General features: G+C 68.9%; 8 protein-coding genes. 6 read left to right on the top strand and 2 right to left on the bottom strand.

Going from position 1 to position 13,377, the window contains the following annotated elements; translation table 11 throughout:
* Nucleotides 1-5 precede the first annotated feature (5 nt).
* The gene (gene dnaQ, locus PIB44_RS00885; RefSeq protein WP_025976420.1) at nucleotides 6-731 is read left to right on the top strand and encodes a DNA polymerase III subunit epsilon; all 726 of its coding nucleotides are present in this window, start codon (nucleotides 6-8) and stop codon (nucleotides 729-731) included.
* A gap of 151 nt (nucleotides 732-882) precedes the next feature.
* Here the strand turns inward: dnaQ and secB are convergent, their stop codons facing one another.
* On the bottom strand, nucleotides 883-1,410 hold the full coding sequence (gene secB, locus PIB44_RS00880; protein WP_278070113.1) for a protein-export chaperone SecB: 528 nt from the start codon (nucleotides 1,408-1,410) through the stop codon (nucleotides 883-885).
* A 254-nt stretch (nucleotides 1,411-1,664) separates the two neighbouring features.
* Between secB and timA the strand changes: the two genes are divergently transcribed.
* The 3 genes from timA to PIB44_RS00865 all read left to right on the top strand — a co-directional run bounded on the left by timA (nucleotide 1,665) and on the right by PIB44_RS00865 (nucleotide 5,195).
* On the top strand, nucleotides 1,665-2,282 hold the full coding sequence (gene timA / locus PIB44_RS00875; protein ID WP_278071016.1) for a TIM44-related membrane protein TimA: 618 nt from the start codon (nucleotides 1,665-1,667) through the stop codon (nucleotides 2,280-2,282).
* Nucleotides 2,282-3,403 (top strand): MltA domain-containing protein, encoded by a 1,122-nt coding sequence (locus PIB44_RS00870; protein WP_278070112.1) that lies wholly within the window; start codon nucleotides 2,282-2,284, stop codon nucleotides 3,401-3,403. Before timA ends, PIB44_RS00870 begins: the two co-directional genes overlap by 1 nt.
* Nucleotides 3,404-3,464: 61 nt before the next feature.
* Nucleotides 3,465-5,195, top strand: coding sequence for an amidohydrolase (locus PIB44_RS00865; protein ID WP_278070111.1), 1,731 nt, complete (start codon nucleotides 3,465-3,467; stop codon nucleotides 5,193-5,195).
* 4 nt (nucleotides 5,196-5,199) lie between these two features.
* Here PIB44_RS00865 and PIB44_RS00860 read toward each other — a convergent pair whose 3' ends face one another.
* Nucleotides 5,200-6,714, bottom strand: coding sequence for a helicase HerA-like domain-containing protein (locus tag PIB44_RS00860; RefSeq protein WP_278070110.1), 1,515 nt, complete (start codon nucleotides 6,712-6,714; stop codon nucleotides 5,200-5,202).
* 115 nt (nucleotides 6,715-6,829) lie between these two features.
* Between PIB44_RS00860 and PIB44_RS00855 the strand changes: the two genes are divergently transcribed.
* Both PIB44_RS00855 and PIB44_RS00850 read left to right on the top strand, forming a co-directional pair.
* Nucleotides 6,830-7,987, top strand: a complete 1,158-nt coding sequence (locus tag PIB44_RS00855) for an AI-2E family transporter (RefSeq protein ID WP_134581942.1) — start codon at nucleotides 6,830-6,832, stop codon at nucleotides 7,985-7,987.
* 423 nt (nucleotides 7,988-8,410) lie between these two features.
* Nucleotides 8,411-13,273, top strand: coding sequence for an NAD-glutamate dehydrogenase (locus PIB44_RS00850; RefSeq protein WP_227157920.1), 4,863 nt, complete (start codon nucleotides 8,411-8,413; stop codon nucleotides 13,271-13,273).
* Nucleotides 13,274-13,377 lie beyond the last annotated feature (104 nt).

Raw genomic sequence — 13,377 nt, 5'->3', positions numbered from 1 at the left:
GGGGCATGGCTCGCGAAATCGTCCTCGATACTGAAACCACCGGCTTCGATCCCAAGACCGGCGACCGGCTGATCGAGGTGGGCTGTATCGAGATCGAGGACCTGCTGCCGACGGGGCGGACCTTTCACCGCTTCATCAACCCCGAACGGCTGATCCCGCCCGACGCCATCAAGGTGCACGGCATCACCGACGACAAGGTCAAGGACGCGCCCAAATTTCATGAGGTCGTCGACGACCTGATGGAGTTCCTGGGCGATGCGCCGCTGATCGCGCACAACGCCAACTTCGACCGCAACTTCATCGACTTCGAGATCGGCCGCATCGGCCGCAAGCCGCCGCCGCAGGACCGTTGGATCGACACCCTGGCCTTGGCCCAGAAGCGGTTCCCGGGCATGGCCAACTCGCTGGACGCGCTGTGCAAGCGCTACAAGATCAGCCTGGTCGAGCGGACCCTGCACGGCGCCCTGATCGACGCCCGCCTGCTGGCCGAAGTGTATCTGGAGCTGCGCGGCGGCAAGGAGCGGGCGCTGGACCTGACCTCGACGCGCGGCGGTCCTGCGGAGACCGCGGTGCGCGCCGCCTACGGCGCCCGGCCGCGCCCCCTGCCCTCCTTCGTCACAGCCGAGGAAGAGGCGGCGCATCTGGCCTTCCTCAAGGCGACGATCAAGGACTTCAGCCTGTGGGCGGGCTACGGCGTGTCGGTCGAGATCGAGACCGAAGAAGCCGCCTGACTGCATGCGCCCCGCGAAAAAGGGGCGCCGTTTCGGTCGCCCCTTCCCCGTAAATCGTCGCTCAAGCAGCAGGCCGCCGCGCGTCCTGCGATAGCGACCCAAAATCGCTCAAGCAGCGAGGTGCCGCACGCCTCGTGTTAGCGACCCTTTATCAAGCCTGGCCGGTTTCGACCGGGGCGCCGGCGATCTGCTGCTGGCGGGCGATGTAGATGGCGGCGAAGTCGATCGGATCGACCATGAAGGGCGGGTAGAAGCCGCCGTCCGCCGTCGCCTGGGCGATGATCTGGCGCGCAAAGGGGAAGAGGTAGCGCGGGCATTCGATCAGCAGCAGGGGCTCGATGTCCTGGGGCTGGACGCCCTGCAGGGCGAACAGGCCGCCGTAGAGCAGTTCCACGTGAAACACCGGCGACTTGTCGTCGGCCGTGGCCTTGATCGACAGCTTCAGGTCGACCTCGAACAGGCCGTCGGGGCGGCCCTGGGCGTTCATCTCGACGCCCATGTCGATGGCGGGCTTGCCGTCGATGCGCAGGCTGTCCGGCGCCTTGGGGTTTTCGAACGACAGGTCGCGGACGTACTGGGCCAGGATGCGGAAGCCGGGGCCTTGCGGCTGGCCGTCCTGCGGCTGGGCTTGGTCGGGCGTCTGGCCGTTGGCGTCGGCGGGCGGCGTGGCGTCGGTCATGGGTATGGAAACCGTCTTGCAGAAATGAGGCGTCCCGCTCGTTCGTCGAGCAGGCATGAGGGGCGGCGGTAGCATGACGAGACCCTGTGTCGCAACGTCGAGACCGGCGTTCGCCTCCTGCTTCGCCTTGCGCCCGCCCGGATCGACCCCTAATCACATTGTACGCCCGGCCTTTTCGCTTGGGAGGAGAGCCTAAGGGGCGCCTTCTGACGTGCGACAGGCGGCCTGACTAATTCGAGGAACCCACCGTGCCGGTGACCTTTCAGATCGTGATCTTCGCCGTTATCGCGGCGGTTCTGCTGTTCCAGCTCTATAATGTGCTGGGCAAGAAGGTCGGCCGTCAGCCCGAGGATAATCCGAAACCGCTTGCGGTTCCGGCGGCGCTGGGCGGCGCGGCCGAGGCGCCCAAGGGGCCTGTCGTCGATCCGGCTCTGACGGCGGCGATCGCGGGACTGAAGGCGCGTGATCCGAACTTCGACCCCCACCGTTTTCTGGAGGGCGCGCGTCAGGCCTATGAGACCATTGTGGGCGCCTACGCCAAGGGCGACCGCGAGGCCCTGCGTCCCCTGTTGACCGACAAGGTCATGGGCTCGTTCGAGGCGGGCATCGCCGCCCGTGAAGCGCGCGGCGACGCCGAGAGCGCTGAACTGGTCCACGCCCCGCGCGCCGATCTTGAGCTGGCCACCGCCGAGGGCGACCGCGCCCTGGCCAAGGTGCGCTTCCTGGCCGAGGTGCGCGGCTCCCTGACCCCGTCGGGCGGCGAGACCGTCACCGAGGAACGCCGCACCGCCGAAATCTGGACCTTTGAACGGCGACTGGGAACGTCCGACCCCAACTGGGCCCTGGCCCGCGTCGAGCCGGCGACCGCCTGATGGTCGCCCGGTCCGCGTCCCTCGATCAGACGGGCGCGGCCCGTTTCCTTACGGCTCCGCTTTCCTGGACGGGCGTCGCAGCCCTGACCTTTTTGGCGGCGGCCTGCGCCTCCACGCCGCGCCCGATTCCGACCCCCGGACCTACGCCGCCCGTCGACCAGCCGACGCCCCCGCCGGTTGCGGGCGCGCTTAATCTGGCGGCCCTGCCCGGCTGGGCCGAGGAAGACCATCTGGCGGCCCTGCGCGCCTATGCCGCCGGTTGCGGCCCGTCGCGCATCGCGGTCGAGACCTGCCGCGACGCCCGCGCCTTGGTCGCCCGCGCCAACCCCAGCGACGCCCGCGCCTTCCTGGAAAGCCGTTTCGCGGCGACCGAGGTCCAGACCGACGACGGCGGACGCGGCCTGCTGACGGCCTATTTCGCCCCTGAATATCCGGCTCGCCGCACGCCCGACGCCGAGTTCGACGCGCCCGTGCTGAGCCGTCCGGCCAATCTGTCCAGCGTCGGCGACCGCGCCGCCATCGAGGCCGGCTCGGCCCAGTCGTCGGTCCTGGCCTGGATGAAGGCGGAGGATCTGTTCTTTCTGCAGATCCAGGGCTCGGGCACCCTGACCTTCCCCGACGGCGCCCGGCTGCGCGCCGCCTACGCCGCCGACAACGGGGCGAAGTTCGTCGGCATCGCTCGTCCGATGGCCGATGAAGGCCTGCTGCCGCGCGACGGCACGTCCGGCGAGGCCATCCGCGCCTGGCTGGCGGCCCATCGCGGTCCGGAGGCGCGCCGCGTGATGGCGCTGAACCCGCGCTACATCTTCTTCACCACCAAGCCTGATGACGGCGACGAGGCGACGGGCGCGGCGGGCGTGCCCTTGCCTGCGCGGCGCTCAGTGGCGGTGGACCCGTCGCGCTGGACCTATGGAGAGGCGGCCTGGATCGAGGCCGACGGCGGCAATCTGCGCGGCGCCCGCGCCAGCTATCGCGGCCTGGTCATGACGCTGGACACTGGCTCGGCCATTCGCGGCCCGGTGCGTGCGGATCTCTATATCGGCCGGGGCGATGCGGCGGGGCACGAGGCGGGCGCGGTGCGCCACCCCTTGCGCATGTGGCGGCTGATCCCGCGCGGCTAGGAACCTCTCGATATCGCGGCGGGTTGCTACTACAGGCGTGGACGGGTGTCAGGAGAGCGTCATGAGGCAGGCTGCTGCATATGCGATGGATCGTCGATTATTCATGACGGGCGCCGTCTCGGCAGGCCTGGCGCTCGGCGGCCCTGCACAGGCTCAGACCGCCGCGACGACGATCTTCCACGGCGGCTCCATCCGCACCATTGATGATGCGCGACCGACGGCTGAGGCCTTGGCGGTGCGCGGCGCCGCTATTGTGGCGGTCGGCTCGCTGGAGGAGGTGCAGGCCGCGGCGGGGCGCGCCGCGCGCCGGGTCAATCTTGACGGGCGGACCCTGCTGCCCGGTTTCTTCGATCCGCACGGCCATGTCTCGATGGTGGGATTGCAGGCCCGCTACGCCAACCTCCTGCCGGCGCCTGACGGCGAGGGGAACGACATCGCCGCCCTGCAACGGATCACGCGCGATTGGATGAGCCGTCATGCGGCCCTGGTCCGTGACACGGGCCTGGTCATCGGCTTCGGCTATGACGATTCACAGCTGCAGGAGCGGAGGCACCCCACACGCGACGAACTGGACGCCATCTCCGACTCCGTGCCGGTGCTGTTCCTGCACCAGTCGGGGCACCTGGGCGCGGCCAACGGCGCAGCCCTGGCCGCTGCGGGCGTGGGGGCGGACCCGGCCGACCCGCCCGGCGGCGTGTTCCGGCGCAAGAACGGCTCGCGCGAGCCGGACGGCGTGCTGGAGGAGACCGCCCTGTTCGCCGTCATGGGCGCCCTGTTCACGCGACTGGACGCCGAGGCCAACCGTCAGATGATCGTCGAGGGCGCGCGCTACTACGCCCGTTTCGGCTACACCACGGCCCAGGACGGGCGCTCGTCCACAGATACCTGCCGCATGATGGCGGGCCTGGCCGAGGCGGGCGCTCTGCCCATCGACATCCTGTCCTTTCCCGACATCCTGACCTCGACCGACGTCATGGCCACGCCTCTATACCGGCGAAATTACCAGGGCCGTTTTCGGATCGGCGGGGTCAAGCTGACGCTGGACGGCTCGCCGCAGGCCAAGACGGCCTGGCTGTCCCAGCCCTACTTCGTCCCGCCCGAGGGCCAGCCCGCCTCCTGGCGCGGCTATCCGGCGGTGACGGAGCAACAGGCGCTGGACGCCGTCGACCTGGCTTTCGCCAACGACTGGCAGATTGAAGTCCACGCCAACGGCGACGCCGCCATCGATCTGATGATCGCCGCCGTGCGCGAAGCCAGCCGCAAGCATGGCGCGCGCGACCGCCGACCGGTGCTGATCCACGGCCAGACGACGCGGACGGATCAGCTGGACGAGCTGAAGGCCCTGGGCATCGTCCCCTCCTTCTTCCCCATGCACACCTTCTACTGGGGCGACTGGCACCGGGATTCCGTGCTGGGGCCGCGGCGGGCCGAGGCCATCTCGCCCTGCGGCTCGGCCTGGCGGCGCGGGATGCGTTTCACCAGCCACCACGACGCGCCGGTGGCCAATCCCGACGCCCTGCGCGTGCTGTCGGCCACGGTGACGCGCCGCACCCGCTCGGGCGACATCCTGGGGCCGGACGAGCGGGTGCCGGTCGAGGTCGCCCTGAAGGCCATGACCCTGTGGGCCGCCTGGCAGCATTATGAGGACGACCGCAAGGGTTCGCTGGCGCCGGGCAAGCTGGCGGACATGGTGCTTCTGGATGCAGACCCGGTGACGATCGATCCCGACCGGCTGGCCGGGATCAAGGTCACGGACGTCTATAAAGACGGCCGCCCGGTCGAACTGAGCTAGGCTTTTAGCGCTTCTTCAGACTGCCCAGAACGCCGCGCAGCAGTTCGCGGGTGATGGTCGATCCGGCGGTGCGCAGCACGGACTTGGTCAGGGCTTCGACCGGGGTCTGCCGGTTGGACGGCGCGCGGGGACGGGGCGTGGCCGGAGCGCGCGGCGCCGGCGCCGAACGCGCGGCCTTTTGCGCCGCCTTGGCCTGGGCGGCGGCGGCGGCCGTTTCAGCTTCGATACGGTCGGCCTGGGCGCGGCGGGCCTTCAGCACCTCTTCGGCCGACTCGCGGTTGATCGCCGTGTCATAGACGCCCCGCACCGGGCTGGCGGCCATGGTCGCGGCGCGTTCAGCCTCGGTCGCCGGACCCAGGCGCGAGTCGGGCGGACGGATCTTGGTCCGGGCCACCACGGTGGGGGCGCCCTTCTCATCCAGAGTTGAAACGAGCGCTTCGCCCACGCCCAGCGCCTGAATGGCCTCGGCCGTGTCGAAGGCGGGATTGGCGCGGAAACTCTGGGCGGCGGCGCGCAGACCCTTCTGTTCGGCGGGGGTATAGGCGCGCAGGGCGTGCTGCACCCGGTTGCCCAATTGGGCCAAGACGCTGTCGGGAATGTCTGCCGGGTTCTGGGTGACGAAATAGACGCCGACGCCCTTGGAGCGGATCAGCCGCACCACCTGCTCGACCTTTTCCAGCAGGCCCTTGGGCGCATCGTTGAACAACAGGTGCGCCTCGTCGAAGAAGAAGACCAGTCGCGGCTTCTCCGGGTCGCCGATCTCGGGCAGCTGCTCGAACAGCTCGGACAGCAGCCACAGCAGGAAGGCGGCGTACAGGCGCGGGCTGTTCATCAGCCGCGTAGCGTCCAGCACGTTCACTTGGCCCCGGCCGTCCAGGGCGGTGCGCATCATGTCCTCAAGCCGCAGGGCCGGCTCGCCGAAGAAGGCCTTGCCCCCCTGCTGCTCCAGCTGAAGCAGAGCCCGCTGGATGGCGGCGATGGAGGTCGGCGAGACGTTGCCGACCTCGCGGCCGATCGCTTGAGCGTTCTCCCCGACATAGGCCAGCAGCGCGCGCAGGTCCTCCAGGTCCAGCAGCAGAAGGCCTTCCTTGTCGGCGACGTGGAAGGCGACGGTCAGCACCCCCTCCTGCACGTCGTTCAGCTCCAGCATCCGGGCCAGCAGCACCGGACCGACGTCGGAAATGGTGGCGCGGATCGGGTGGCCCTTCTGGCCGTATAGGTCCCAGAACACGACGGGCGCTGACCTGCCGTTCAGCGTCAGCCCCATCTTGCCGGCCCGCTCGGCGAACTTCTCAAGCCCGCCGTCCTGGCTGATGCCGGACAGGTCGCCCTTCACATCGGCGCAGAAGACCGGCACGCCCGCCTCGGAAAAGCCCTGGGCCATGATCTGCAGGGTGACGGTCTTGCCGGTGCCGGTGGCGCCCGCCACGACGCCGTGGCGATTGGCCCGGTTCAACAGCAGGCGTTCGGGCGCGCCCTCAAGGGACTGGCCGAGGAACAGGGCGGGGGCGTCGGTCATCAGCGGGTCTCCTGCGTGGCGAGCCATGCTTAATCGACCGCGCCGCCGCTGCAAGGCGGAACCTCGGCGGTTTACAGCGATTGACGCGGGTTCAAGCCAGCACGACAGTCCCGCCATGAAGCTTCCGATCACCGTCAATCATTCTTCGCCAGCTTCCACTGCGGTGGTGTTGATCGCCGTCGTGGCCGCAGGAGCGGCCCTCTATTGGCTCAGGGACATCCTGACCCCTCTGGCCATGGCCATGTTCCTGATGATCATGATCGACGGGGTGAAGCGGGCCATCGAACGCCGCACGCCGATCCCGCCGCGCTTCGCCGGCGCCGCAGCCCTGCTCGTCGTGGTGCTGGGCTTCCTGTTGTCGATCTGGATCATCGTCGACGGCGCTGCGGGCTTCTTCACCGACGCCTCGGGCGTGGCGGGCAGCATCGGCCCCCGTATCGACCAGATCAGCCGCGACGTGTCCGCCCTGGTCGGGTTCAGCGATCCGCCGACCCTTCACGACATGATCGCCGGGATCGACGTGCGCGGCTGGCTGACCAGCGCCGCCTTCCAGGTTCAGGGGGCCGCGACCGGCGCCTTCTTCGTCATGATCTATCTGGGCTTCCTGCTGGCGTCTCAGGCGGGTTTCCGAAAGAAGATGGTCGGCATGTTCCCCGAACGCGGCCCGCGTCAGGAGGCGCTGGAAGTGTTCGAGCGCGTGCGCAGCGGGGTCGAGGGGTATCTGTGGGTTCAGGCCGTGACCGGGGCCATGATCTGCGCCGTCGCCTGGGTGCTGATGCGGGCCGTGGGGCTGCAGAACGCGGAGTTCTGGACCTTCGTCATCTTCATCATCGGCTTTATCCCGGTGCTGGGCGGCGCGGTCGCAGGCTGCGCCCCGCCCCTGTTCGCCCTGGTCCAGTTCGAAAGCTATTGGCCGGCGGCGGTCCTGTTCGTCGGGCTTCAGGTGCTGCTGTTCGTGGTCGGCAATCTGGTGCAGCCGCGGATGCAGGGCGACAATCAGAACATCGACCCCATCGTCGTGCTGCTGGCCCTGGCCTTCTGGGGCAAGCTGTGGGGCGTGGCGGGGATGTTCCTGTCGACGCCGCTGGCGGTGATGGCCATGGCCATCCTGGCCGAGTTCAAGGGGTCGCGCTGGATCGCCGTCCTGCTGTCGGGCGACGGCGAGCCCTATGCCCGCAAACCCGGCAAGGAAAATCAGCCAAAGGGCGGTTCTTCCTGGCTCGGAAGGATTTTGGGCCGCGACGTCCCGCCGCAGGATAGAAGCCTGAAATAATCCTTCAATTGTCCTTGAAAGGCCGCAATCGCCGCCTATCTCATCCTCACACGACGCGGCCCTCCCCTCCCCCTCCCGGGCCGCGGCGTCTGAGGCCGGCGCTTCCCCTCCCCCTCCTGAGCGCCGGACCGAGCAGGCCGTCGGACATCGTTCGACGGCCTTGTTCGTTTCTGGGGCTAGGTCGACACTCTGCCGTCGGGCGGTTTCCGTCAGAAGATGGCGGAAATGGGGCTTTTGCTGCTGCGCTGCGTGGGGGTGGCTCGCAAAATCGTCCACAACTGGGCCTCTTGCGCCACATGGTGCGCTGCACACTGAAAATCCATGCGTTTCGGGGCTCAAGCGGCCTAGCCGTTCTCGCCGGGCGCGCTAAGGTGCCGCGGTTTTCCCCAGCGGTTTTCCACCGCGCCGTTTGAGACTGTCGTCATGTCCGCTGCTTCGCGCATCGTTCCCGCCGTTCCCGCTGACTTGGGAGCGCTGGAAGCGGCCTATGCGCGGATTGCGGCGCCGCCGGGAGCGCCCGAAAAGGCGCTGCTGGCCCAGGCCTTCGACGACTACGCCGCCGATGAGACGCCCGAACTGGGCGGCGACGATCTGGCGGTCCTGCTGGCCGGCGCCTGGCGCGGCGCCCAGGCCCGCAAGGCAGGCGAGCCCGCCCGCATCACCGTCGGTCCTCTGGTCGACGAACACGGCGTCAACACGGGCTATGATCAGGTCCTGATCCTGCAGGACGACGGCCCCTTCCTGGTCGACAGCGTGCTGGGCGAACTGGCTGAGGCGGGCGTCACCGTCCGCGCCCTGTTCCACCCGATCGTCGAAGTCGAGGCCGGACGCCGCGACTCCCTGATCATCGTCGTCATCGACCCCCTGCCGCAGGAGCGCCGCGACGCCCTGGGCGAAGGCCTGGCCGCGGCTCTGGCCGACGTGCGCGCCGCCGTGCGCGACCACGCCGCCATGCTGGAGGCGATGGGCGCCGAGATCGCCCGCCTGGAAGCCCATCCGCCGGTGGGCGTGGCCGCCGAGGTGCTGGCCGAAAATCTCGCCTTCCTGCGCTGGGTCAAGGACGACCACTTCGTCTTCCTGGGCGCGCGCCAGTACGACTATCCGCGCGGCCCCGACGGAACCTATGAGGCCGAGGCGCCCCTGAACCAGTCCACCGACGGTCTGGGCGTCCTCAGCGACCCCGAGCGCCGCGTCCTGCGCCGCGCCAATGAGCCGGCCGTGCTGACGCCCGCCATGCAGGCCCAGCTGAACGAGAGCGAGCCGGTCACGGTGGCCAAGGGCAACATGCGCTCTCGCGTGCACCGCCGCGCCTATATGGACTACATCGGCGTCAAGCGTTTCGACGATCAGGGTCGGGCCGTGGGCGAGACGCGCTTCGTCGGCCTATTCACCCATGAAGCCTACGACGTCATGGCCCATGAGGTGCCGCTGCTGCGCCGCAAGGTCGAGAACGCCCTGGCCCGCGCCGACAAGGCGCCGGGCAGCCACAACCACAAGCGTCTGCGCACCATCCTCGAAAACTATCCGCGCGACGAGCTGTTCCAGATCGGCGAGGACGAGCTGCTGGATACGGCGCTGGGCATCCTGCACCTGTATGACCGCCCGCGCATCCGCCTGTTCACGCGCCGCGATCCGTTCGACCGGTTCGTCTCGGTGCTGTGCTTCGTCCCGCGCGAGCGCTACGACGCCGGCCTGCGCCAGCGTATCGGCGCCATCCTGGCCCAGGCCTGGGGCGGCCGGGTGTCGGCCGCCTATCCGCAGATGTCGGACCAGCCGCTGACCCGCGTCCACTACATCATCGGCGTGACGCCGGGCGAGCATCCGGTCCCCGACCTCAAGGCGCTGGAAGCCGAGGTGGCCGAGGCCGGCCGCAGCTGGATCGACCGCTTCGAGCGCGCCCTGCGCCAGGCCGGGGTCGACGAGGCCGCCGTCGGCCCGACCAGCGCCCGCTGGGCCGAGGGCTTCGGCGTCGCCTTCCGCGACCGCTATGACGCGGCCGAGGCCGTGGCCGATCTGGAGCAGTTCGACCGTCTCAACGACGGCGCGGCCGCCGATGGCGTCCACGCCGAGCCTGTAGCGGTGCGCGCCTTCCGCACCGCCGACGAGACCAACCTGCAGTTCCGCTTCAAGCTGTATCGTCGCGGCTCGGCCGTGCCGCTGTCGGACGTCCTGCCGATCTTGGCCGACATGGGCCTGAAGACGTTGGAGGAATCCGACCACGTGGTGCGCACGATCGGTCAGGAGCCGATCTACATCCACGACTTCCTGCTGGAAGACCCGCGCGGCGCCGACCTGGTGTTCGCCGATCTCAAGACCCCGTTCGAAGAGGCCTTCAAGGCCGTGTGGAACGGCCGCACCGAGAGCGACGGCTTCAATCGTCTGGTGCTCGAGCTGGGCGTCGACTGGCGCGAGGCGGCCCTGATCCGCACCCTGGCCCGCTATCGTCAGCAGACCGGACTGGACCCGTCGCAGGCGGTGCAGGAAGCGGCCCTGCGCGAATATCCCGACGTGGCCCGCGCCATCCTGTCGCTGTTCAAGGCCAAGTTCGACCCGGCCCACGGCGGTTCGGTGGCCGAGCGCGAGGCTTCGGTCGCCGAACTGGACGCCAAGATCGAGACCCTGCTGCAGGACGTGAAGAGCCTGGATCACGACCGCGCCCTGCGCCGGATCGCGGCCCTGATCGACGGGATCAAGCGCACCAACTTCTATCAGCTCGACGCCGAGGGTCATCCGAAGGCGCACATCTCGATCAAGATCGCCGGTCAGGAACTGGCCGACCTACCCCTGCCCAAGCCCTTCCGCGAGATCTTCGTCTGGGCGCCGCACATCGAGGGCTCGCACCTGCGCTTCGGCCCGGTGGCGCGCGGCGGCCTGCGCTGGTCGGATCGTCGCGACGATTTCCGCACGGAGGTCCTGGGTCTGGTGAAGGCTCAGCAGGTCAAGAACTCGGTCATCGTCCCGGTCGGCTCCAAGGGCGGCTTCTATCCCAAGCAACTGCCGGTCGGCGGCACGCGCGAGGAAATGCAGGCCGAGGCCATCCGCGCCTACAAGACCTTCCTGTCCGGCATGCTGGACATCACCGACAACATCGTCGGCGACGCCGCCCCGGTGCGCCCCGCCAATGTCGTGGCCTGGGAAGGCGACGACCCCTATCTGGTCGTGGCCGCCGACAAGGGCACGGCGACCTTCTCGGACATCGCCAACGGCGTGAGCCAGTCCTACGGCTTCTGGTTGGACGACGCTTTCGCGAGCGGCGGCTCGGCCGGTTACGACCACAAGGAAATGGGCATCACCGCGCGCGGCGCCTGGGAAGCGGTCAAGCGCCACTTCCGCGAGGTCGGCAAGGACATCCAGACCGAGCCCTTCACCGTGGTCGGCGTGGGCGACATGTCCGGCGACGTCTTCGGCAACGGCATGCTGCTGTCCAAGGCGACCAAGGTGGTGGCGGCCTTCGATCACCGCGACATCTTCATCGACCCGAACCCGGATCCGGCCACGTCGTGGGAAGAGCGCAAGCGTCTGTTCGAGACCCCGCGCACCAGCTGGCAGGACTATGACAAGAGCCTGATCTCGGAAGGCGGCGGCGTCTTCTCGCGCTCGGCCAAGTCGATCACCCTGACCCCGCAGATCAAGGACCTGCTGGATATCGAGGCGGACACGGTCGATCCGGTCACCCTGATGCAGGCCATCCTCAAGGCCCGTGCCGAACTGCTCTACTTCGGCGGCATCGGCACCTACATCAAGGGTTCGGGCGAGACCAACCTGCAGGTCGGCGACAAGGCCAACGACGCCATCCGCGTCAACGGCGGCGACATCCGCGCCCAGATCATCGGCGAAGGCGCCAACCTGGGCATGACCCAGCTGGGCCGCATCGAGGCGGCGCGCGCGGGCGTGCGTCTGAACACCGACGCCATCGACAACTCGGCCGGCGTGGACTCCTCCGACCAGGAGGTGAACATCAAGATCCTGCTGGGCGGCGCCATCGCCTCGGGCCACCTGAAGGCCGAAGACCGCAACGCCCTGCTGAAGTCGATGACCGACGAGGTGGCGCACAACGTCCTGCGTCACAACTACGACCAGACCCTGGCCCTGACCCTGCAACAGGCCGAAGGCGCAGCAGCGCTGGACGCCCAGCAGGCCTTCATGCAGCACCTGGTCTCTATCGGTAAGCTGAACCGGGCGGTGGAATATCTGCCCGACGACGCCCGCATGGCCGAGATGAAGCTGCAGGGCCAGGCCCTGTCGCGGCCGGAACTGGCGGTCCTGACCGCCTATTCCAAGCTGGAACTGTTCGACGAGATCGTCGCCTCGGCGGCGCCGGACGACGCCTTCTTCGAGCGGATGCTGGTCGACTACTTCCCCACCCCGCTGGCCCAGTTCGAAGAGGACATGAAGGGTCACCGCCTGCGTCGCGACATCATAGCCACCGTGCTGTCGAACGAGATCGTCAACATGGCCGGGCCGACCTTCCCCGACCGCCTGCGGGCGGCGGCGGAGTGCGACACCGCCGCCATGGTCACGGCCTTCGAGACCGCGCGTCACGTCTTCCGCCTCGATGAGGCCTGGAAGGCGGTCGAGGCCCTGGACCTGAAGATCCCGGCCGAGGCCCAGACGGCCCTGTATCAGGAGATCGCCCTGGTCCTGCGCCGCCAGACCTTCTGGCTGGCGCGCCGCGCGGCCCGCACCGAGACGACGGTCGGCGGCATGATCGCCGCCTACCAGCCGGCCGCCGACGCCCTGCGCGCGGCGGGTCCCGCGGTGCTGTCGCGTTATGAGCACGCTCGCTACGAAGACCGGGTCCAGACCTTCATCGGCCTGGGCGCGCCCGAAGAGTTGGCCCGCGACATCGCCATGCTGCGTCCGATGGTGGCCACGGCCGACATCGGCGACCTGGCGAACGAGCTGGGCTGGGACGCCCCGGCCATGGCCCGCGTCTATCACCAGGTCGGCGCCGCCTTCGACTTCGACCGCCTGCGCGTGGCGGCCGGGTCGGTGCCGTCGGCCGATCACTTCGATCGCCTGGCGGTGCGTCGCCTGATCCAGGACCTGATGACCGAGCAGCAGCAGCTGACCCGCGCCGTGGCCAAGGCCTCGGCCCAGGCGGCGGGCGTCGGCCAGGAAAGCGCGGAACAGGCGGTCGACGCCTGGATCGGCGCCCGCATGGATCAGGTGGAGGCCCTGCGCGGCTCGGTCGACGAGATCGAGACCTCGGGCTCCGGCTGGACCTTCGCCAAGCTGACCATTGCGAATGGAGCGATCCGCGAGGTGTTGGCTTCGGCTTCTTAAGCAAGGTGATGCCGGGCGAGAGCCCGGCGTCACGCGCTACGCTCGCGACGCGGTCGCTCGCTGCTTGAGCGCCTTTTTGGCGCTATCGGCCGCCGCGCGGCGGC

Origin of the sequence: Brevundimonas sanguinis (genome assembly GCF_029636725.1) — a bacterium.
Classification (GTDB): domain Bacteria; phylum Pseudomonadota; class Alphaproteobacteria; order Caulobacterales; family Caulobacteraceae; genus Brevundimonas; species Brevundimonas sanguinis.
Note: the sequence above shows the minus strand (reverse complement) of the source record. Positions and strands in the feature narration are given on the sequence as shown.